Raw genomic sequence first — 20,441 nt, forward strand, 5'->3', positions numbered from 1 at the left:
CCACCGTGCACGACGTCAGCGTTCCATGCGTGACTTCGCGGCTGCGCCCGTTGTCCTGCGCGTGCGCGCGGTAGCGAGCGCGGCGGCGCGCGGCGAGACCATCGTGCGGCAGCGATGGCGAATTTCCTTGCTGAACTCGGTGCACGCCTGGGTCATCAGGTCCGTGGCACCCCGTGTCATGTCGAGACTTTGCCGACCAGATGAAAACGCGACGAGGGATGCCAAAGCTCGACGGCGGTCGCCACGGCACTGCCGACCCACGTACGCCGCCACATCAGCAGGCAGGGCTCGCCAATATTCATCGCAAGATGGCGTCGTATATCCGCATCCGGTTTTTGCGCGTAGATCCGGAACTCCGCCCGTTGAACCGGCGCGAGCCGCATCATGTAGTGGTTCGGTGTTTCCCGTGTGAAGTCCTGTTCGAGATAACCCGGAAACACATGGGGGTTCACGTAGCGGTCCTCGTACAGAATCGCTTCGTCTTCCTCGTAGTGGACGATACGCGAATGGAACACGGAACCGCAGCCGAGCTCGAGCGCGGCCATCGCCTGATCGTTCGAGCTCGCGCCCAGCGTCAGCACCCGCGCGCTGTGCCGGTGACCGCGCGCGGCGATTTCGTCGGCGATGTTGCGAACCTCGAGGACGGTCGATTCGACGTCGCGCGAGGCGACGAACGTTCCCGCGCCCTGAACGCGTCTGAGCACATGCTCGGCCGACAGTTCGCGCAGCGCGCGCGATACGGTCATTCGCGCGACGCCGAATTCCTTGACGAGCTCTGTCTCCGACGGAATGGCCTCACCGGGCTTCCAGGTCCCGTCCGTGATTCGATCGACCACGTAGCGCTTGATCTGCTCATACGCTGGAGCGACCTTATGCGCTGTCGCGGACTGCGTCGAGTTGTCGATCAGCGAAGATGGCGCGTTCATACCTGACCTCGCTTCAGACGCCGACCGTGCCGGGAACCGCGCGGCTCGCCGGGGCCGCCGTACTGCGCGCGCTTGGCGGCATGTCCAGCGCCGGTTCCCGCGAGACGGTCCTGGCGTCGTCTCGTGCCGTGCCGGGAAGTGGCGGAGGGGCGCCGTCGGCAACGAGGCGAAACGCGAAAGTCATGTCGTCGGAAAGCGGGCGGTCGTCGCGATAGGTCGGCAGCGTGGCGCGCACGCTGGCGTAGATCGCGTCCGTATAGGGCGCGCGCGCCGCGTCGAGCGGCTGCAGATCGTAGGCTTGTGCCGCGGCGAGCAGTTCGATGCCGAGGATGCGGTTGCTGTTCTCGATGACCGCGAGCGCCTTTAGCGCGGCCGGCGTCGCATGGCACAAATGGTCTTCCTGCAGCCCCGATGTCACGCCGCCGTCGAGACTCGCGGGAGCGGCTTCACGGCGGTTCTGCGCGACGAGCGATGCGGCCGTGTACTGCGCAATCATGAAGCCCGAACGCGTGCCGCATGCGTGCGCGAGGAAGGCCGGCAGGCCGCTCACGAGCGGGTTGACCAGACGGTCGAGGCGGCGTTCGGCCATCGCCGCGACCTGCGCAATCGCGGTTGCGAGGCTGTCCATGGCGAGTGCGATCGAGGCGCCGACCGCATGCGCCTGCGAGTACACCCGGGGCGACTCCGGCGTGCCCGCAACGATCGGATTGTCCGTCACCGAGGCAAGCTCGCGGTTCACGACTTCGGCCGTTGCCGCGAACGTGTCTCGCGCGGCGCCGTGCACGTGCGGTATCGTGCGGACGCTGAGCGGGTCCTGGGTGCGCCGCCCGAGCGAAATTTCGAGCAGCGCGCTACCGGCGAGCGCCGCGCGCAGACGCTCGCCCACGTGGGCGAGGCCCGGCGACACACGAAATGCAAGTGAACGGGTGTCGAACGCCGCGATCTGCCCGCCCAGATTCTCGAAGCTCATTGCGGCGACGACGTCCGCCCAGTCGAGCAAGCGCTCCGCGCGGTGAAGCGCGAGCGCAGCGAGCCCGGTCACGCACGGCGTGCCGTTCACGAGGCTCAATCCCTCCTTCGCTTGGAGCGACAGGGGCTGCAAGCCGAGCCGCTGCAGGGCCTGAGCGCCGCTCACGCGCTCGCCGTTCCAGCGCACGTGTCCCGCGCCCACGCAAACGAGCGCGATGTGCGCCATATGGCTCAGATAGCCGACGGAACCGAACGCGGGCACCTCCGGCAGGCAATTCGCCTCCAGCAGCGTGGCGAGACGCTCGACGACTTCGAGGCGCACACCCGAGTGTCCATGCGCGAAGTTATTGATGGCCGCAGCCATGATCGCGCGCGTCTCGTCTGCCCCTAGCGGCTCGCCCACGCCCACTGCGTGGCTCATGAGGATGTTGTGCGACAGGTCGTGCTGTTCGTCTTGCGAGACGATCACATCGCACAGCGCGCCCACGCCCGTGTTCACGCCATACGCGCGGATGCTGCGCGCGACGATCTGTTCGACGAGCACACGGGCGCTGCGAATGTTCGCCTGCGCATCGGCGCCGAGGATCAGCGGCTCGCCTGCGGCGACGCTAGCGATCGCGCGCCAGTCGAGTGGATTCTGGGTACGGGTGATGGCCATGGGAGTGCGTGGTGCGGGTTTAGTGAGCGTTGCGATCCTGGTGGCTCGACACGAACTGGCGGAAGCGGTCCGACTTCAGTTCGCCGAATACCTCGTCCGGCGTGCCGTCCGAATCCACCTGGCCCTGGTGCAGGAACATCACGCGATTCGAAACGTGGCGTGCGAAGCCCATCTCGTGCGTGACGACGAGCATCGTGCGGCCTTCGTCGGCGAGCGTGCGCATCACGCGCAGCACTTCGCCGACCAGCTCGGGGTCGAGCGCCGAGGTGGGCTCGTCGAACAGCATCACCTTCGGATGCATCGCGAGCGCGCGTGCAATCGCCACGCGCTGCTGCTGGCCGCCCGACAGGTGTGCGGGGTAGTGGCCGCGCTTGTCGGCAAGGCCGACCTTGGCGAGCAGCGCCTCGGCTTCTTCGACCGCCTCGGCGCGGCTGCGCTTGAGCACGCGCATGGGGCCTTCGATCAGGTTCTCCAGCACGGTCATGTGCGACCACAAGTTGAAGTTCTGAAACACCATGCCGAGTTGCGAGCGCACACGGTCGACCTGACGGCGGTCGCCCGGTTGCAGCTTGCCGTCGCTGCGGCGCTTCATCTTGAGTTCCTCGCCCGCGAGCGCGACCGAGCCGTCGTCCGGCGTCTCCAGCAGATTCAGGCAGCGCAGGAACGTGCTCTTGCCCGAACCGCTCGCGCCGAGAATCGAAATGACGTCGCCCTCGTGCGCGTCGAGCGAAATGCCCTTGAGCACGTGATGGTCACCGAACGACTTGTGGATGTTGCGCACCGACAGCGCAATGGGTGCTGACGTATTCATCAATCTCTCCAGGTAGGGCGGCGGGTCACGACGCGGCACGCGTGGCTTCGAGCGGCGCGGCGGGTTTGCGCGGGGCGGGCGGCGCCGCGCGCAGGTGGCGCGACAGCCGTTGCTCGACGAAGCCGATCACGCGCACGACCACGAAGTTCAGGAACAGGTAGATCAGCGCGGCGCACGTGAATACCTCGGTGGTGCGATAGGTCTGCTGAATGATCTGCTGCGCGACCCCCGTCACTTCCCAAACGGTGACAAGGCTAGCCAGCGCCGTCGACTTGACGAGCAGCACGGCTTCGGTCGAATACGCGGGCAGGCACTGACGCAGCGCGATCGGGCCGATCACGCGGCGCAGCAGGGCGAAGCCGGAAAGGCCGATCGAGTAGCCGGCTTCGATCTGCCCGACGGGCACCGCCATGAGGCCGCCGCGGATGATCTCGGCCGTGTATCCCGCCGTGCACAACGCGAGCGAGAGGACCGCGCAGACATAGGGTTCGCGCAACACGGGCCACAGAAAGCTTTCGCGAATCACGCCGAACTGCCCAAGGCCGTAATAGACGAGGAACATCTGGATCAGCAACGGCGAGCCGCGAAACACGAGAATGTAGGCGCGCGCAAAACGGTTCGGCAGCCAGTGCGGCGAGACGCGCATCGTGACGATCACGAGCGAGAGCAAGCCGCCCAGCACGAGCGACGCGAAGAAAAGGCCGAGCGTCGTCGGCACGGCGCCGATGAGCTGGCGCATCGTGTCGAGCAGGAACGCGAAATCGATATGCATGAGTGTGCGCTCCCCGATCAGTTGCGCGCGAAGTTGCGCTTGAACGAGCGGCCGACGACCGCTTCGGCGCGACCGAAGACACGGTTCGACACACCCGTCATGGCGAGATAGAGCAGACCGCCGACGACGAAGAAGAGGAAGTATTGGTGCGTCGAGCCCGCGGCGATCTGGCTCGCCCGCAGCAACTCGGCGAGCCCGGTGACCGAAATCAGCGCGGAGTCCTTGAGGCTCAGTTGCCAGACGTTGCCGATGCCGGGCAGCGCGTAGCGCAGCACCTGCGGGATCAGAATCCGGCGAAACAGCGTGAGCGTCGGCATGCCTATCGCGCGAGCGGCTTCGAGTTCGCCGCGTGCAACGGCGAGCACGGCAGAGCGATAGACCTCGGCCTGATAAGCGCCCGAAATCATGCCGACCGCGAACGCGCCGACGGCGAAGGGCGGCACGCCGACGAATCCGTCGGCGCCGAACCACTGGCCGACGGTGGTGACCAGGGAAGAGCCGCCGAAGTAGAACAGATAGATGACGAGCAATTCGGGCACGCCGCGAAAGACGGTCGTGTAGAAGTCGCCGAAAACGCGCAGCACGCGCAAGCGCGAGAGTTTTGCCGCGGCAATGAGCGCACCGAACACGGCGCCGATTGCCAATGCGGCGAGCGTGAGCACGACGGTCATCAACGCGCCGAGGAGCAGAACGCTACCCCAGCCGTCCGGACCGAGGCCGAGTGTGTTGAATATCGATAACAGAGACATGGCAGGGATCCAGGCGGGTCGGGAAGCGAAGGCGCGCGTCAGGCGCGGCGCGCGCCGCCAGGGTGCGATGCTTACGGCGTCACGTCGGTCTTGAACCACTTCAGTGCGAGCTTCTTCACGGTGCCGTCGGCGAGTGCCGCCGTGATCGCGCTGTCGAACTTCGCCTTCAGGTCGGCGTCCTGTTTGCGGAACGCGAGACCTTCGCCCGGTCCCCAGATCGGACCGGCAATCATCGTGCCGGCGATCACCACGGGCGACTTGTCGGCGTTGGCGGTGTAGTAGGTCACGTCGTCGAACGTGGCGTCGATGCGGCCGTTCGTGAGATCGAGATCACGTTCGGGCGCGGTCTTGTACACGCGCACCGACGCGACGTCCTTGAAGTTGGCGTTGATGAAGCCGGTGTACACCGTGCCCGACTGGATGCCGATCGTCTTGCCCTTCAGCGCCTTGCGCATCGACTCGATGGCGGGCGCGTTGCTGCGCGAGTCGGCGTCGAGCTTCAGAGGCGTCGTGTTCGGGCCGCCCTTGGGCAGGATCTTCGGATCGGAGACGGCGAAGGTGGCCGGGGTGGCCGCATAGGGCTTCGAGAATGCAATGATTTTCTCGCGATCCGGCGTGATCGAGATCGCATCCATCAGGACATCGAACTTGCCCGCCTGCAGGCCCGGAATCATGCCGTCCCAGTCCTGGGCGACGAGCTTGCACTGGATTTGTGCGCGCGCGCACAGGTTTTCGACGAGTTCGGGTTCGAAGCCGCCAAGCTTGCCGCCCGGCAAGGTCAGGTTCCAGGGCGCATAGCTGCCGTCGAGCGCGATCGTCACGCTTTTCCATTCCTTCGCGCCGGCACTGCCGCTTCCAAGCAGCGTGACGCCGAGTGCTGCGCCAATCAGCGCTTTTGCCAGCCGGGTGTACTTCGCCTGCATGACCATGCTCCTTTGTCGGTTGGTACCGTGGACCCGTGGGGACGTTCATTCGTTCGTGCGACTTGCATAGACAAGCATGGAGAGAAAAGAATTTGAGCGCAAGAGAATTTCATAAATCCCGACTCATGGAAAACCCTGTGAACGGGCGTGGACTTTCGATGAATTCGCGCTTGCGGCAAGTCGAGTCGTCGTTGCGACATGGGCTGTTGCGGTCATTGGAATACCTCCTTAATTGTCTAGTCATTTCAAAAGTGAGACTTGCCCGGGAGTTCGGCGGCTGCGTGGTGCACAACCCCGGCTACGACTTCAACGACCAGGTGCTGCCGCTCGGCGCGGCGTGCTGGGTGCGGCTCGCGCAGCGGTTTCTCGTCGCGTGACGAGGCGCAAGTCGTTAGTCATTCGAATCATCGGCGTGGGCGGCCAGCAGGTCGGGCGTCAGGCCCAGCCGCTCGCGTAGATCGGCCCAGCCGCGCGGCGTGATCTGCACCGCGCGCGACGCACGCGTACGCCGCATCCAGCCGCGTTCGCACAGCAGCGTGAGAAAGGCCACGCCGAGCGGCCCGGCCAGATGATGCTGGCGCTCGGTCCAGTCGAGGCATTGGCGCGCAATGCCGTGACGCCCCGGCTTGAGCGCGGCGACGTCGAGCCCGAGTTCGCCGAACCATGTCTGCCCCGCGGGCGTCACCGCGAAGCGTTTGTCCGCTTGCGCCGTGATGAGCCCCGCATCGGTGAGGCGCTCTGTGATCGCCACGCCGACCTGGCCCGCGAGATGGTCGTAGCAGCAGCGCGCGAAGCGCAGGTCCCGCGCTTCGCGACCAAGCGGCTTGCGGCGCACCGGCGCGCGCGCGCCGACCGCCGCGAGGTTTTCGAGCAAGGTGGCGACCTGGGCGTCCGCGAGCCGGTAGTAGCGGTGGCGGCCTTCCTTTTCCACGGCCAGCAGCCCGCCGTCGAGCAGCTTCGCCAGATGGCTGCTCGCCGTTTGCGCGGTCACGCCGGCCGCGTAAGCCAGTTCGCCGGCGGGCAGCGCGCGGCCATCGGCGAGCGCCATCAGCATCGCGGCGCGCGCGGGGTCGGCGATCAGGAAGGCCGTGGCCGACACCCTCGGGTGCGTGTTCGTGCCATTCATGCGTTTCTCCAAAGCATACGCATAGCGTAACGCGCGAGCAGGATCGCATGTTTCGATACGCATCGAAGCATCGCCACTGCCGCGCGTCCGATACTGGGCTCGTGACCGGCGCCCAACGCGCGTCGGCGTAGCGGGAGAGCCTATGCAAATGCAGGAGACGCACCGGACTCAAGAGACGTACAGCCGGGAACAGCAACGCCGGGTGCTCTGGGCCACGAGCATCAGTTATGTCGTGGTGATCCTCGACACCTCGATCGTCAATGTCGCGCTCGAGCGCATCGGTGCGAGCCTTGCGGGCGGCGTGGCCGGCCTGCAATGGGTCGTGAACGCCTATACGCTCGCGTTCGCGAGCCTGCTGCTTTCGGGCGGGACGCTCGGCGACCGGCTCGGCGCGCGCCAGGTCTACATGGCCGGGCTCGCGGTCTTCACGGCGGCTTCGGCGTGGTGCGGCGCCGCGCCGAGCCTCGCGCTGCTCACGCTCGGACGCGTGCTGCAGGGCATGGGGGCGGCACTGCTCGTGCCTGCATCGATGGCGCTCATCAACGGCGCATGCACCAACGCGCGCGAGCGTGCCGCCGCCTTCGGGGTGTGGGCCGGGCTGGGCGGCGTCGCGATGGCGGCGGGTCCGTTGCTGGGCGGCGTGCTGATCGGGTTCGTCGGCTGGCGCAGCATCTTTCTGCTCAACGTGCCGGTGTGCCTCGCGGGCATCGTCATGGCCGCGCGCGTGGCGCCGCAGCCGCGTCCGGGCGCGCCGCGCCGGCTCGATCTCGCGGGCCAGGCCGCGGCCATCGCGGCACTGGCGCTGCTCAATGCCGCCATCATCGAGGCGCCTGCGCACGGCTGGCGTGCCCCGGTCGTTGCGGGCGGTCTCGTGCTGGCGTGCGGAGCGGCGATCGCCTTCGTCGTGCTCGAAAAGCACCGCGCGCAGCCGATGCTGCCGCTCGGCTTCTTCCGCGAGAGCGTGTTCAGCGCGGCCGTGCTGCTTTCGATGATTTCGGCGTTCACGTTTTACGGTCTGCTATTCGGACTCAGTTTGTATCTCCAGCAGGAGCGCGGCTATGCGCCGTTGCACGCGGGCCTCGCCTTCCTGCCGCTCACCGTGGTGGTGCCGCTCGGCAGTCTGCTGTCGCGGCGCGCCGTGGCGTGGCTCGGACCGCGCGCGCTCGTCGCGCTCGCCTGCCTGCTCGCGGCGGCGGGCTATCTCGGCGCGGCGGTTTGCGGGACGACGGCGCGCTACGACTTGCTGGCCTTGCCGCTGCCGGCCATCGGTTTCGCCGCGAGCCTGATCACGCCCGCGGCCACGGCGGCGCTCATGGCGACGGTCGATCAGGGCCGCGCGGGCATCGCCGCTGGCGTACTCAACGCGGCCCGGCAGACCGGTGCGGCGCTCGGCGTGGCCGTGGCGGGCGCCATGATCGCGGGGCGCGCGTCGATCGGCGCGGGCATGCGCGAGAATCTGCTGATCGCCGCCGTGCTTTCGGCAGGCGCGGCGTGGGTGTGGTGGCGTGCGTGGTCGCACCAGGCGGCGCACGGCGCCCGGTCGCATGGCGCGAAGAAGGCGCGTGGCGGGTAGCCTTGCGCCTGACGCCTCACCCGCGCGCCCTGGATCATCCGCTGCGGATTCTGGGATAAAGTGCCGTTGCATGCATCGCGCATTCGCGCGGACCGTGCGCCATAGGAGGAGTTTGTCATGGCCGAATACGGGCAACATCCCTCATCCGTGCTGGCGCTCAAGAGCGTCCACGACTTCGACACGACGATCGCGCGCCTGAAGACCGCGCTGGCCAAGGCGGGTGCGGATATCTTCGCCGACGTCGACCAGCGCGAAGCCGCCGAGACCGCCGGGCTCAGCCTGCGCCGCACGCGCCTCATCCTGTTCGGCAATCCGAAGGCGGGTACGCCCGTCATGGCGGCCAACCCGCACGCGGCGGTGGAGTTGCCGCTGCGCATGGTGATCTGGGAAGACAACGAGGGGCACACGCGGCTCGACTATCGCGACGTCTCGCAGACGCTCGGCCCGCTCTACGGCATCGACGCCGAAGTGCTCGTGCCGCTGCAGCGCGTGGTGGGGCTGCTGCAGACCGCCGTGCAATAAGCGGCAAACGAACTGCGCGCCTCACGCCAGTCCCTTGGGCCGGCGCCTGCGCCCCCATCTTCGGCAGGCGCTTAAAAAATTGACAGCCGCGGCGCGCTTCGCTTAACGTAGGTGCCTTGCGACTTCGCCCGGCAAGCGGGCGAACGCGTAGCCCGCCGCTGCCTCGATCCGCCGATGACCTCCCGCGCAGAAGACCCCGACGATCCGCCACGCGATCGCGCCGGGGCGTCCGACTCGACTTCCGCTTCCCCACCGACGGCATCGCCTGCCGCCACGCAGCGACTACCCCAAAACACGCACGATGCCGATGTCGAGCAACACTGGCGGCGCAATCTCGCTGTCTGCGTGGTGGGCTCGTTCACGACGCTCGTCGCCATGACGCTGATGCTGCCGTTCCTGCCGCTCTACGTGGAGGAACTGGGCGTGCACGGCCACGCGGCGATCGTGCAGTGGTCGGGCATCGCGTACAGCGCGACGTTCTTCACGGCCGCGCTCGTCGCTCCCCTGTGGGGACGCCTCGGCGACCGCTACGGCCGCAAGCCCATGCTGGTGCGCGCGAGCCTCGGCATGGCGGTCACGATGTCGCTCATCGGCATGTCGCGCAATATCTGGCAGCTCGTGGCGCTGCGTTTGCTCGCGGGTTTCGCCGGCGGCTATTCGTCGGGTTCGACCATCCTCGTCGCCACGCAAACGCCGCGTCACCGTTCGGCGTGGGCGCTCGGCGTGCTGTCGTCGGGCGTCATGGCCGGCAATCTGATCGGGCCGCTCGTGGGCGGCACGCTGCCGCCGCTCATCGGCCTGCGCGCCACGTTCTGGGTGGCCGGCGCAACGATCTTCGCGGCCTTCATCGCGACCTGCGTGTTCGTGAAGGAAGCGCCGCGCCCCGCGCGCGTAGCGCATGCGGCGCAGAAGGGCGGCTGGTCGGCGCTGCCCGACAAGCGCCCGATCGTCGCCATGCTCGTGACCGGCATGCTGCTGATGCTCGCCAACATGTCGATCGAACCCATCATCACCGTGTATGTGGCGACGCTGGTGCACGACCCTGCGCGCGTGACGTTCGTCGCGGGCCTCGCGATGTCGGCGGCGGCGCTCGGCAGCATCGTCGCGGCTTCACGACTCGGGCGCGTGGCGGACCGTGTGGGGCACGCGAAAGTGATCGTCGCGGCCTTGGCGGCCTCGGCATTGCTGCTCGTGCCGCAGGCGTTCGTCACGGCGGGCTGGCAACTCGTCGTGCTGCGCTTTCTCATGGGCGTGTCGCTCGCGGCGCTGCTGCCGTGCATCGCGACCGTCATTCGCCACAACGCGCCGGACCATGCCGCGGGCAGCGTGCTCGGCTATTCGGTGTCGGCGCAATTCGCGGGGCAGGTGCTCGGGCCGCTGATCGGCGGCTTCGTCGGCGGGCATCTGGGCATGCGTGCCGTGTTCCTCGGCACGAGCCTGCTGATGCTGGCGGGCGCGCTGTTTACGTGGCGCGCGGTGGGTTTCGCCCGGCGCGCGTAACGCGGCGGCGATGCCGCGCGCAGGCATTCGAAGTGTGAGAGGCGAGGGCGGCGGATCTTGCGCGCCGCCGCCTCGGGTTCATCGGCGCTCGTTCAGTGGGCGCGCTTCAGTGACCAAAAAACACGTCGCAGTCGGGACGCGGCCAGCACATCTTGCCCGTGCGATGGCCCGAAGCGCTATGCGTATCGGGCGTGCCGCCATACGACATGTCGGTGCTGGCCTGAGCCGAAGCATCGGCGTCGTCGGTCATCGTCTGATGCGCGCGTTCCTGCGAAACGGGTTCGTCCTTCGCGCGCGCCGTGCCGGGCGCAGCGGCCGCCACGGCCGCCACGCATGTGGCGATCAATGCCAGGCGTAATGTCATATCAACCTCCTTTCTCGAGTTCGTGAGTGCGCCTTCGCGGCAATGACGACGTCACTGCGGGATAACGGCGGAATGAATCCGCGGCGAAGGTGCGCGCGAGCGAGAGGCAAAGCCTGAAGCCGCACACTCATCTGGAAAGTCGGGATGCCTGCGCGCAGCGCACGGCTGCCGAACGTCTTAGCTCACTGCTCACGAAAGAAGCGCGCCCACGCATTCGGGGGCGGCACAGCGCGGCGCGGCGCAAGAAGAAGGGGCGCGCGGGCGCAGAGAACATCCGCACTGTGCTTTCAGTTATAGCTCGCGCCGCACGGAGTGCAATCGGCTCAATCCCGGCCCCGCGCGCGGAGCGAATCCAGGGCCGAATCCAGAACCCCGCACACACCGCCCCTCCGGCGATTCTTTCGGTTCTGAAAATAACTGAAAGTATTCGGAAATTAAACGGTCGCCGTGTAGTCATCTTGCGATGCTGTAATGCGCTCGCTCTGATGTGAGAGGCGCATTGGCGCCCGTTCGCAGGATGGATGGGCGCCGCCTGTACGGCGCGGCACCAGGGCGCACTGATGCGCGCCGCGTCTGAGGACTCTACGCTGGGCACGCAGTTGAACTCCGCGGCGTTCGGCTTTTCCTTTTCGTGGTATTTCGCAAAGCTAGATCGAATCATGTCCGAGCTTTCCACTTCGCCGACACCGTCTTCACCCAAACCGCGCAGCGCGGCGAGCCCCACGCGGGTCGTCCTGCGCGCCGCTGCCGTGATCGCGGTCGGCGCATTGGGTTTCTGCGCCTACGCCGTGGCGTTTCCGGCCAACGTGCCCGAAGCCGTGGGCGAGGTCGTCGAGAACCTGACGGGCGCGAATCCGCACCCGGTCGTGCTGCAGCGCCCGCCAGTCGCACCGCTTTCGGCGATGGCGCAGCTCGGCAAGCAGCTCTTTTTCGATCCGGCGCTCTCGGGCTCCGGTCAGCAGTCCTGTGCTTCGTGCCATAGCCCCGATCGTTCCTACGGTCCTCCCAATGGGCACGACGTGCAGATGGGCGGCCTCGCGATGAACCAGCAGGGTTATCGCCCGCCGCCTTCGCTCATGTATCTGTACCGCCAACCGAACTTCAGCATCGGTCCGGACCAGGGTGAAGCCGATGACGCGCCGACGGTCGTCCAGCAGGCAAGCGCCGCCGCCGACGTCGTGAAGTCGCAGAAGGTGGCGGGCGGCGCATCGACCTCCGTGGAGATGGTGCCGCAGGGCGGCCTGTTCTGGGACGGCCGCGCCGACACGCTGCAGCAGCAGGCGTATGGCCCGCTGCTCAATCCTGTGGAAATGGCGGACACGAGCATCGAACAGGTGGCGACGAAGCTCGAGAAGGCGCCGTATGCGAAGCACTTCACGGAACTGTTCGGCGACCGGATCTTCAGCGACCCGAAGCTGGCCGTGGCGGAGGCGATGTTCGCAATCTCGCGCTACCAGGTCGAAGATCAGTCGTTCCACCCGTATAACAGCAAATACGATCGCTGGCTCGAAGGCCACGCGCGCCTCTCGCAAGCGGAGCTGCGCGGCCTTCGTCTCTTCAACGACCCGAACAAGGCGAACTGCGCGGGCTGCCACCTCTCGAAGCCCGGCAAGGACGGCCTGCCGCCCATGTTCACGGACTACCAGTACGAGGCGCTGGGTGTGCCGCGCAACAACAAGCTCGCGCAGAACAAGGACCCGCACTTCTTCGATCTCGGCGTGTGCGGCCCGTTCCGCTCGGACTTCAAGGACCAGACGCAGTACTGCGGCATGTTCCTCACGCCGACGCTGCGCAATTCGGCCACGCGCACGGTGTTTTTCCATAACGGCGTGTACCACAACCTCGACGACGTGATGGCGTTCTACAACGATCGCAATACGGACCCGGGCAAGTTCTATCCGCACGGCCCCGACGGCAAGATCGACAAGTACGACGATATTCCGCCGCAGTTCCGGAAGAACGTGGACGTGACCGATGCGCCGTTCGACCGCAAGTTCGGCGACAAGCCCGCGATGACGCCAGGCGACATTCAGGACATCATCGCGTTCCTCAAGACGCTCAACGACGATCCGGTGCCATCGAAGCAATGAGCGGGGCGGGGCAACCCGTCCTCGCAAAGTAAAAGGAGCGTGTCCGGCATTCGCCAGGACACGCTCCTTTTTTTAACTATGCGCCACCAGCCCTTACTTGTCCCCATGGGCAAGATGAATCGTGACGATCACGGAGGCGTCGTCGAGCGCTTCCAGCGCATGCGTTTCGCCGCCGCCGAGCAAGAGCATGTCGCCGGCGTGCATGGTGCGCGGGTCGCCGTTCACGAAGAAGCGAATCACGCCTTCCACGCACTGCACCGTGATCTCGCCGGGCACGCTGTGCTCGGGCAGGCGCTTGCCTGCGGGCAGCACGATGCGCATGACTTCGAGTTGCTGCGCGCGGATCAGGGTGGTCGACTTCGCATTCTTGAGCGCGCCGCCTAGCGGTCGCACGTCGAAGACCTCACCCGGCGCGGCATGGGGGATGGCCATGACAGCCTCTCAAACGAGCTTCGCGTTGAGCGTGATCTTCGCGTTGTTGGCGAAGAGCTTCGACACCGGGCAGTTCTCCTTGGCGCCCTTCGAAAGCTCGTCGAACTTCGCTTGATCGATGCCGGGAATCTTTGCCGTCATGTCGAGCTGGCAGCTCGTGATGGCGAAGCCTTCGCCCACCTTGTCGAGCGTAACGGTCGATTTCGTCTCGATGCTCTCGGCCGTGAAGCCCGCCTGGGTGAGAAAGAGCGAGAACGCCATGGTGAAGCAGCCCGCGTGCGCCGCGCCGATCAGCTCCTCGGGATTGGTGCCGGGACCGCCTTCGAAGCGCGAGGCGAAGCCGTAAGGCGCTTCCTTGAGCACGCCGGTTTGCGTCGAGATCGTGCCCTGTCCGTCCTTGATGCCGCCGTGCCATTTTGCCGATGCCGTCTTTTGCATGATGTCGCTCCGCGAGGTTGGGTGAAGGACGTGCAGGGCGCGCAATTTGCGTACCGCCGCAAGTCCTGCAGGGTTGGGTTCAGGGTTGCTTCGGCTGCCATTCGCCCGCGTACCAGGCGGCGGCCGCGTCGATTTCCTCGGGCGTCATGTTGCGCGCGATGTTGCGCATCTGTTCGGAGATGTCGTTATGGCGCGTACCGTTCGCGAACGCGAGCAACTGCGCCTTCGTGTATGCGGCCGGGAGGCCGTCGAGCCACGGGCTGCCGATCTTGCTGTCCACGCCGCCATGGCAGGACGCGCATGCGGGAATATTGCGCAGTGGCGCGCCGTGCGCCACGATGGCGGGCGCGCCGCCATGCAGGTGCGCGATCGGCTGCAGCGAGGCGTAGTAGGCGGCGAGGTCGCGCATGTCCTGGTCGGACAGATCGCGAGCCATGGGCGACATCACCGCGTTCTGGCGGGCGCCCGTCTGGAAGTCGTGCAGCTCCTTGAAGACCACGATGGCGAACTGGCCCGCCAGATTCGGCGAATTGGCCATGCTGATGCCGCGCGGGCCATGGCACATCGTGCAGCGCAGGGCGAGCGTCGCGCCGCGGCCAACCGAGAGCGTCGTCGCGCCATCGAGCATGTGCGGCGTGAGTTCGACCTGGCTCAGCTGGTAGCCCGGCGGCACCGCCGATCCGACCGGGTGCCAGTCGCGCGGCACGCCGGCCGCGCTGCAGATCGCCGTCCAGATGCCCTGAAAATACGGGTCGCTCTTGGCAGAAGGCAGCCAGATGAAGCCGATCAGCACGGAGACGACGAACACGACGATCGCCGTGCCCACGCCCGCGCGAAACCACACATTGCGAAACGAGAACAGGCGTTCGTCGCTCATCGCTGTGCTCCAATCGGGATCGCGGGCACGGCCGATTCGGGCGTTGCCAGCAGTTGCGCGATCGGGTAGCCATAGTTGGTGATCGTGAGGGCGACCATCAGCACGACCCACAGCCCGAAGCTATTGAGCGCCACCGGCAGCGTGGCCGACTCGTGCACCGGCTTGCTGAAGCGATATTCCTCGGGCGCGGCGGCCTCGCTGCGATGGCCCTGCAGCAGCACGAGGAAGAACAGCACCGCCGAGGTCACGAGGATCAGGCCGCCAATGGCCGAGAGCACCACGAGCGCGCCCTGGCCCGCGAGCGCCGGGTCGCTGTAGTCGTAATAGGCCATGCGCCGCGGCATGCCCATGAGGCCGACCAGGTGCCACGGGAAGGTCGTCACGATCATGCCGATGAACCACAGCCACAGCTGCCAGCGCATGAGGCGCCAGTTGTTGAGCGCGCGGCCCGTGATCTGCGGCCACAGGTCGTAGGCGATGGCGAAATACATGATGACGATCGCGCCGCCATAGATCAGGTGAAAGTGGCCCGTGATCCACTGCGTGTTGTGTACGGGCTGGTCGAGCTGGTAGCTCATGTTGATGAGGCCGCCCGCGCCGCCAAAGCCGAGCATGACGAACGAGAACGCCACGGCCAGCATTTGCGGGTTCTGCCACGGCAGCTTCGCGATCCAGCCGAACGGCCCCTTGCCGCCGCGCAGCCGCCCGGCGATTTCGACCGACGCGCAGATCGTGAACACGGTGAGAAGCGTGGGCACCGAGACGAGCGCCGTGAACACCGACTGCACGAACTTGAAGCCCGAGCCCACCTGCGGATCGGTGAACAGGTGGTGAATCCCGATCGGCATGGCCACCACGAGAAACAGGATGAACGAGATGCGCGCCATCACATCGCTGTAGAGCCGGCCGCCGATCGCGCGCGGGACGATCGTGTAGTAGGCGATATAGGCGGGCACGAGCCAGAAGTAGACGATGGCGTGCAGGGTCCAGGAGAAGAACACGCGCGCGAGGCCCGCGTCGATCGTATTGCGCCAGCCGAAGGCCACCGGCAGGATCTGGAACAGCACTTCGATGGCTGCGCCCACCGCGGTCCAGCCCCACAGATACGCGCCCGCCGTGGTCGCGAACATGGCGAGCGGCAGCGGTTTGCCGGGATTCTCGCGTTTCCATTTCGCGGTGTTGATGCCCATCAGCGCGACCCAGACCCACGAACCCACCACGACGAGCACGACGCCCAGGTAATAGAACACGTTGCCGATCATCGGCGGGTAGAACGTGTAGAGCACGGAGGCGAGGCCAAGCGCCACGGGCACCGAGGCCGTGACGGCGCCGAGCGCGAGCAGGATGAAGCCAAGCCAGGCCCACTTCACGCCCACGAGCGGGCGCTTGAGCGCCAGTTCGCTGACCGCGTAGCCGAAGCCCATCGCGATGAGCGTGGGAAACACATAACCCATCACGGTGCCGTGCTCCGTGACGGAGCGGTAGTACAGCTCGGGGTCGTTGAGCCACGGATGCAGCGGGCTGCGCACGAACATCTGCCACGCGCCGAGCAGCAGCGCCACGCCGAAGACGATGAACGCGAGCCAGAAGTGGGCGAGTACGAGTCGCTTGTTATTTAACACAGCTGAGTCTCCGCGCGGAATTGCCTGCCTGATTCGCCATCTGCATGAAGGCATCGCGGTCGATGACCTTCACGTGGGCCCACATGCCCTGGTGGCCCGTGCCGCAGTATTCGTGGCACGGCATGAGGTGGTCAGAGGGTTTGTCGAAAGTCGTGCGGAACGTCGAGATGTAGCCCGGCTCGACCATCGAGTTCAGGTTGGTATCCGTGACGAGGAAGCCGTGCACGACATCGGCGCTCGTCGCGCGGAACGTAATGGGCGTGTTCGCCGGGACGAGAATGCACTGCGGCGTGAACGAATATTGCTGCGCGAGAATGCGCACCGTCACGGAGCCGTCGGTTTCCACGGCGCTGCCGAGGTTCGATTCGACGAATTCGCCGGACACGTGCAGCGTTTGCGGATTGACGAGCTCCACGCGCGAGGGCGGCATCATGGCCCAGTGCAGGCCCGTGAATACCACCATGGCCACGAGCAGGCAGACGAACGCCACCATGAGCGTCGCCCAGCGGCGCTCGACGCGCGCGGCGACTTCGGCACTGGCATGGTTATCGAGCGGATTCGACATGAGGCCGGCCTTTTCTTGTCTGTCTGATCTATTGGATGACGCCGCGCGGCAGGAACACGACGAAGTAAAAGATGAACCAGAGCGCGGCGACGATCGCCGTGGCGATGCCCGCTACCGCGAGCGCGCCGCCCGGGCCGCTGGCTACGATCTCGTCGACCTGTTCGTGTTGCGGGCGCTCGCCCGGTTGTTCGGGTACGGGAGTTTCGATCATCGCAGCCTCAGAAAAGCGGCGCGGAACGCAGCGCGTTCACTTCGTGTTCGGAAACCGGCGTGCCGTGATTGCCCCACGCCGTGCGGATATAGGTGACCACGGCCGCCACTTCTTCATCGGAGAGCGACTGCGCGAACGGCGGCATGCCGTAGGGCATCGGGTTCTTGCGCGTGCCCGGCGCGTAGCCGCCGTTGAGCACCATGCGGATGGGGTTCACGGCCGAGTTCATCTGGATCGACTGGTTGTCGGCGAGCGGCGGGAAATGCGGCGGCTTGCCCTGGCCTTCGGTGGCGTGGCAGACCGCGCACTGCGACTCGTAGATCTTCCTGCCGAGCGGCACGAGGCGCTGGGCTTCCTCCGTCACGAACGTGCTCTTGGGCGACTTGTCGACTTCGTTGTTGCGGCCCGGCAACGACTTCAAATACACGGCCACGGCGCGCACGTCGTCTTCGGTGAGGTACTGGAAGCTGTCGTAGACCACTTCGGCCATCGGGCCGTACACGGCGCCGCGCTTCGACACGCCCGCGTGCAGCAGATCGACGATGTCCTCGATGCTCCAGTCGCCAAGCCCCGCCTCCTTGTTCGAGGTGAGCGAAGGCGCGTACCAGTTCTGCACCGGAATCAGACCGCCCTCGAATGCCTTCGAGGGCGAGTTGCCGCCCAGCGCGTTGATGGCCGTATGGCACATCGTGCAGTGGCCGAGACCTTCCACGAGATAGGCGCCGCGATTCCATTCGGCAGACTGGGTCGGGTCGGGCTTGAACTCGCCCTGGCGGAAGAACAGCGTGCGCCAGCCGAGCAGCAGCGCGCGCTTGTTATACGGGAAGCGCAGGTCGTGCGGGCGGTTTTCCTTGTGCACGGGCTGCGTGGAAAGCAGGTACGCGAATATCGCGTCCGAGTCCGCGCGCGTGACCTTGGTGTACGACGCGAACGGCATGGCCGGATAGAGCAGCGTGCCGTCGCGCGACTTGCCCTCGTGCAGCATGCGGTAGAACTCGTCGGCGGTCCACGAGCCGATGCCGAAGGTCTTGTCCGACGAGATGTTCGGCGTGTAGAGCGTGCCGAACGGCGTTTCCATCGGGCGCCCGCCGCCGAACATCTGCTCGGAAGGCACCGTGTGGCACGCAATGCAGTCGCCGGCGCGCGCGAGGTATTCGCCGCGCGCGATCAGTTCGGCGTTGCTCGGGACCGGCTTCGCGTTGGCCGTCGCTGCCGCTGCGGCGGCTCTCGCCGCGTCCGCTGCGTTCGCGCTGGGCGCGGCCGTTTGCGCGAGCGCGACCGCGGCGCCCATGCAGAGCGTGGCGGCCGCGAGCGAGAGGCGCGTCGCGAGTGGCCTGGGCGATGACGGGAGAAGGGATCGAAGTCTGCGCACGTCGAGGCCCCGGCTAGTTATGGACGCTACCGCACGCGAGCGGCAGCGGCGAGGCCGCCGCCGGCGTCGTATCGGCGGGCGCGGGTTGCGACGAGAGCCAGGCCGCGATCGCGGTGATGTCGCGGTCGGCGAGACGGGTGGCGATGTCGTGCATGCAGTCGGGCGCGGCAGCCCGGCGCGTACCGTAGCGGAACGCGCCGAGCTGCGCGCTGATGTAGTTCGCATGCAGGCCCACGAGGCCCGGAATGGCCGGCTGCATGCCAGTGAGCGAGGCGCCGTGGCAGCCTGCGCAGGCGGGCACATTGCGCTTGCTGTCGCCGTTCATGACGAGCGTTTTACCGAGGGCGAGCGTGGCCGCGTCGACCGTGGGTTTGGCGGGCGGCGGATAGGGCGGGTGCTGCTGCGAGAAGAATTCCGCGATCTGCTTGAGGTAGGCGTCGGGCAGATATGCCAGCAGATAGTTCATGGGCGGGTAGCTGCGGCCGCCGTCGCGGAAGGCGACGAGCTGGTTGAACAGATACCCCGCTGGCTTGCCCGCGAGACGCGGGAAGTAGTCGTTGTCGGTGCCTTCGCCGTGTGCGCCGTGACAGGCCGCGCAACCCATCACGCGGGCTTGCATCGTGTCAGGCGCGGGCTCGGCGGGCGGCGCCGCGAGGAGCGGCGCCCACGGCAGCGCGAGCGCAAGGATGATCAGGACGATGCGGGTTCTCAATGATTCCCTCGTTGCGGATGGTAACGACACAAACGCGTTGCGATTCGATATCAGTTGAGGCGTCGTCCGTGGGGGATTTTCATTGTGCAAGACGGCCGGGCGCGCACCTTTTCGAGGAGATTATCGGAGAACGCCGACTTGTGCAGCCAGGATGTGCAAATAAATCTGCCGGATTATTGCATCGGCATATGTTTGCTAACACAACGACAGGCGCGTCTTGCTACAGATTATCGTGGCGCGAATTGCATCGGAATGCGAAATAAAATGAGGATCGTTTGAGGAGCGATCTCGTGTGGTCTTCGGGCCTGCGCGGGTGGAGTCCATTGTGTGGTCGTAGGATGTCCTCAGTCGCATATATGCGCGCTTTTCCAGCGGTTGTCCGACAACGTATAATGGAATGACATGACTGACGCACGCATATCGAGCCAAGGAGATCCACATGGCGGAGTCGCTTGCCACGCCCATCGCCGCGCGTAGCCGCAATCTCGCCGAGCAGGTCGTCGACTTCATCAGCGAGCAGATCGCCACGCGCGCACTCAAGCCCGGCGACAAATTGCCCACCGAAAGCAACCTCATGACGCAACTGGGCGTGAGCCGCACGGTGGTGCGCGAGGCGATCTCGCGTCTGCAGGCCATGTCGGTGATCGAAACGCGTCACGGCATTGGCAGCTTCGTGCTGGAGCCGCGCCGCGAGCCGCTCGATCTCGACGTCGTCCCGGCCAGCACGCTGGACGACGTGCTTTCCGTGCTCGAGTTGCGCATCAGTCTCGAAACGGAGGCCGCGGGCCTTGCCGCCCAACGAGCGAACGAGCGCGACCTGGCCGGCATGCGCGACGCGCTCGACACGCTCGACGTCGTCATCCGCACGGGCGGCGACAGCTCGGGCGCCGACCTCGAATTCCACATCTCGGTGGCGCGCGCCACGGGCAACCGCTATTTCGTCGACATCCTCACGCAGATGGGCGCGGCGCTGATCCCGCGCCGTCGCGTCGATTCGGCCGGCATCGCGCATCGCGATCCGCAGGCTTACGCCGAGCTGGTGAACCGCGAGCACGAGAGCATTTTCGACGCCATCGCCCGTCACGATCCCGAAGGCGCACGCGCGGCCATGCGCATGCATCTGTCGAGCAGCCGCGAGCGGCTGCGCCGCGCGGCGGCGGAGTCGGGTGAAAAGGCATAGCGCGTAGCGTGCATGGAAAAGCAGCGGCCGTTGGCCGCTGTTTTCATTG

23 protein-coding genes are annotated in these 20,441 nt (G+C 66.4%); 6 read left to right on the plus strand and 17 right to left on the minus strand.

From position 1 onward, the window contains the following. Positions 1-15: 15 nt before the first annotated feature. The 7 genes from AB3X98_RS23625 to AB3X98_RS23655 all read right to left on the minus strand — a co-directional run bounded on the left by AB3X98_RS23625 (position 16) and on the right by AB3X98_RS23655 (position 5,808). Complete coding sequence (locus AB3X98_RS23625) at positions 16-180, minus strand: hypothetical protein (protein ID WP_368603552.1); 165 nt, start codon at positions 178-180, stop codon at positions 16-18. Continuing rightward, positions 177-926, minus strand: a complete 750-nt coding sequence (gene hutC, locus AB3X98_RS23630) for a histidine utilization repressor (RefSeq protein WP_368603551.1) — start codon at positions 924-926, stop codon at positions 177-179. The genes AB3X98_RS23625 and hutC overlap by 4 nt, the downstream gene beginning before the upstream one ends. 13 nt (positions 927-939) lie before the next feature. Next, the gene (gene hutH / locus AB3X98_RS23635; RefSeq protein WP_368603550.1) at positions 940-2,553 is read right to left on the minus strand and encodes a histidine ammonia-lyase; all 1,614 of its coding nucleotides are present in this window, start codon (positions 2,551-2,553) and stop codon (positions 940-942) included. A 19-nt stretch (positions 2,554-2,572) separates the two neighbouring features. Continuing rightward, positions 2,573-3,364, minus strand: coding sequence for an ABC transporter ATP-binding protein (locus AB3X98_RS23640; RefSeq protein WP_069267093.1), 792 nt, complete (start codon positions 3,362-3,364; stop codon positions 2,573-2,575). A 25-nt stretch (positions 3,365-3,389) separates the two neighbouring features. Continuing rightward, a complete protein-coding gene (locus AB3X98_RS23645) occupies positions 3,390-4,136 on the minus strand; it encodes an ABC transporter permease subunit (protein WP_342946249.1) in 747 nt (248 codons plus the stop codon). 17 nt (positions 4,137-4,153) lie between these two features. Further along, the gene (locus AB3X98_RS23650; RefSeq protein ID WP_368610323.1) at positions 4,154-4,885 is read right to left on the minus strand and encodes an ABC transporter permease; all 732 of its coding nucleotides are present in this window, start codon (positions 4,883-4,885) and stop codon (positions 4,154-4,156) included. A 71-nt stretch (positions 4,886-4,956) separates the two neighbouring features. Continuing rightward, a complete protein-coding gene (locus AB3X98_RS23655) occupies positions 4,957-5,808 on the minus strand; it encodes a transporter substrate-binding domain-containing protein (RefSeq protein WP_342946248.1) in 852 nt (283 codons plus the stop codon). Between the two features lie 251 nt (positions 5,809-6,059). On the opposite strand from AB3X98_RS23655, the gene AB3X98_RS23660 reads away from it, so the two are divergent. Next, a complete protein-coding gene (locus tag AB3X98_RS23660) occupies positions 6,060-6,185 on the plus strand; it encodes a hypothetical protein (protein WP_368603700.1) in 126 nt (41 codons plus the stop codon). 14 nt (positions 6,186-6,199) lie between these two features. Here AB3X98_RS23660 and AB3X98_RS23665 read toward each other — a convergent pair whose 3' ends face one another. Further along, positions 6,200-6,934, minus strand: a complete 735-nt coding sequence (locus AB3X98_RS23665) for a helix-turn-helix transcriptional regulator (RefSeq protein WP_069267089.1) — start codon at positions 6,932-6,934, stop codon at positions 6,200-6,202. Between the two features lie 142 nt (positions 6,935-7,076). Between AB3X98_RS23665 and AB3X98_RS23670 the strand changes: the two genes are divergently transcribed. The 3 genes from AB3X98_RS23670 to AB3X98_RS23680 all read left to right on the plus strand — a co-directional run bounded on the left by AB3X98_RS23670 (position 7,077) and on the right by AB3X98_RS23680 (position 10,529). Then, positions 7,077-8,507 carry an MFS transporter gene (locus AB3X98_RS23670; RefSeq protein WP_368603548.1) on the plus strand — a complete coding sequence of 477 codons (1,431 nt, stop codon included), beginning with the start codon at positions 7,077-7,079 and terminating at the stop codon, positions 8,505-8,507. Positions 8,508-8,624: 117 nt separating this feature from the next. Beyond that, positions 8,625-9,029, plus strand: a complete 405-nt coding sequence (locus AB3X98_RS23675; RefSeq protein ID WP_069267088.1) for a DUF302 domain-containing protein — start codon at positions 8,625-8,627, stop codon at positions 9,027-9,029. A gap of 174 nt (positions 9,030-9,203) precedes the next feature. Further along, positions 9,204-10,529 carry a multidrug efflux MFS transporter gene (locus AB3X98_RS23680; protein WP_368603547.1) on the plus strand — a complete coding sequence of 442 codons (1,326 nt, stop codon included), beginning with the start codon at positions 9,204-9,206 and terminating at the stop codon, positions 10,527-10,529. 106 nt (positions 10,530-10,635) lie between these two features. Here AB3X98_RS23680 and AB3X98_RS23685 read toward each other — a convergent pair whose 3' ends face one another. Next, a complete protein-coding gene (locus AB3X98_RS23685; protein WP_368603546.1) occupies positions 10,636-10,893 on the minus strand; it encodes a hypothetical protein in 258 nt (85 codons plus the stop codon). A 659-nt stretch (positions 10,894-11,552) separates the two neighbouring features. Here AB3X98_RS23685 and AB3X98_RS23690 point away from each other — a divergent pair. Beyond that, on the plus strand, positions 11,553-12,983 hold the full coding sequence (locus tag AB3X98_RS23690; RefSeq protein WP_368603545.1) for a cytochrome-c peroxidase: 1,431 nt from the start codon (positions 11,553-11,555) through the stop codon (positions 12,981-12,983). A gap of 93 nt (positions 12,984-13,076) precedes the next feature. Here the strand turns inward: AB3X98_RS23690 and AB3X98_RS23695 are convergent, their stop codons facing one another. From AB3X98_RS23695 to AB3X98_RS23730, 8 genes are all read right to left on the minus strand, one after another. Further along, positions 13,077-13,415: a cupin domain-containing protein gene (locus AB3X98_RS23695; protein WP_069267084.1), complete on the minus strand. Its 339-nt coding sequence runs from the start codon at positions 13,413-13,415 to the stop codon at positions 13,077-13,079. A 9-nt stretch (positions 13,416-13,424) separates the two neighbouring features. Then, complete coding sequence (locus AB3X98_RS23700) at positions 13,425-13,853, minus strand: OsmC family protein (protein WP_042260258.1); 429 nt, start codon at positions 13,851-13,853, stop codon at positions 13,425-13,427. A 79-nt stretch (positions 13,854-13,932) separates the two neighbouring features. Next, positions 13,933-14,730, minus strand: a complete 798-nt coding sequence (locus AB3X98_RS23705; RefSeq protein ID WP_368603544.1) for a cytochrome c — start codon at positions 14,728-14,730, stop codon at positions 13,933-13,935. Beyond that, the gene (locus tag AB3X98_RS23710) at positions 14,727-16,352 is read right to left on the minus strand and encodes a b(o/a)3-type cytochrome-c oxidase subunit 1 (RefSeq protein WP_342946242.1); all 1,626 of its coding nucleotides are present in this window, start codon (positions 16,350-16,352) and stop codon (positions 14,727-14,729) included. The genes AB3X98_RS23705 and AB3X98_RS23710 overlap by 4 nt, the downstream gene beginning before the upstream one ends. Continuing rightward, the gene (locus AB3X98_RS23715) at positions 16,342-16,917 is read right to left on the minus strand and encodes a cytochrome C oxidase subunit II (protein WP_342946241.1); all 576 of its coding nucleotides are present in this window, start codon (positions 16,915-16,917) and stop codon (positions 16,342-16,344) included. Before AB3X98_RS23715 ends, AB3X98_RS23710 begins: the two co-directional genes overlap by 11 nt. A 28-nt stretch (positions 16,918-16,945) precedes the next feature. Beyond that, positions 16,946-17,128, minus strand: a complete 183-nt coding sequence (locus AB3X98_RS23720; protein WP_028206326.1) for a hypothetical protein — start codon at positions 17,126-17,128, stop codon at positions 16,946-16,948. Between the two features lie 7 nt (positions 17,129-17,135). Next, positions 17,136-18,419: a cytochrome c gene (locus AB3X98_RS23725; protein ID WP_342946634.1), complete on the minus strand. Its 1,284-nt coding sequence runs from the start codon at positions 18,417-18,419 to the stop codon at positions 17,136-17,138. A gap of 94 nt (positions 18,420-18,513) precedes the next feature. Continuing rightward, on the minus strand, positions 18,514-19,119 hold the full coding sequence (locus AB3X98_RS23730; protein WP_133184702.1) for a c-type cytochrome: 606 nt from the start codon (positions 19,117-19,119) through the stop codon (positions 18,514-18,516). 532 nt (positions 19,120-19,651) lie between these two features. Here AB3X98_RS23730 and AB3X98_RS23735 point away from each other — a divergent pair. After that, positions 19,652-20,392, plus strand: a complete 741-nt coding sequence (locus tag AB3X98_RS23735; RefSeq protein WP_368603543.1) for a FadR/GntR family transcriptional regulator — start codon at positions 19,652-19,654, stop codon at positions 20,390-20,392. Positions 20,393-20,441: the final 49 nt, after the last annotated feature.

This window comes from Paraburkholderia sp. BR14312 (genome assembly GCF_040948675.1).
GTDB lineage: Bacteria > Pseudomonadota > Gammaproteobacteria > Burkholderiales > Burkholderiaceae > Paraburkholderia > Paraburkholderia nodosa_A.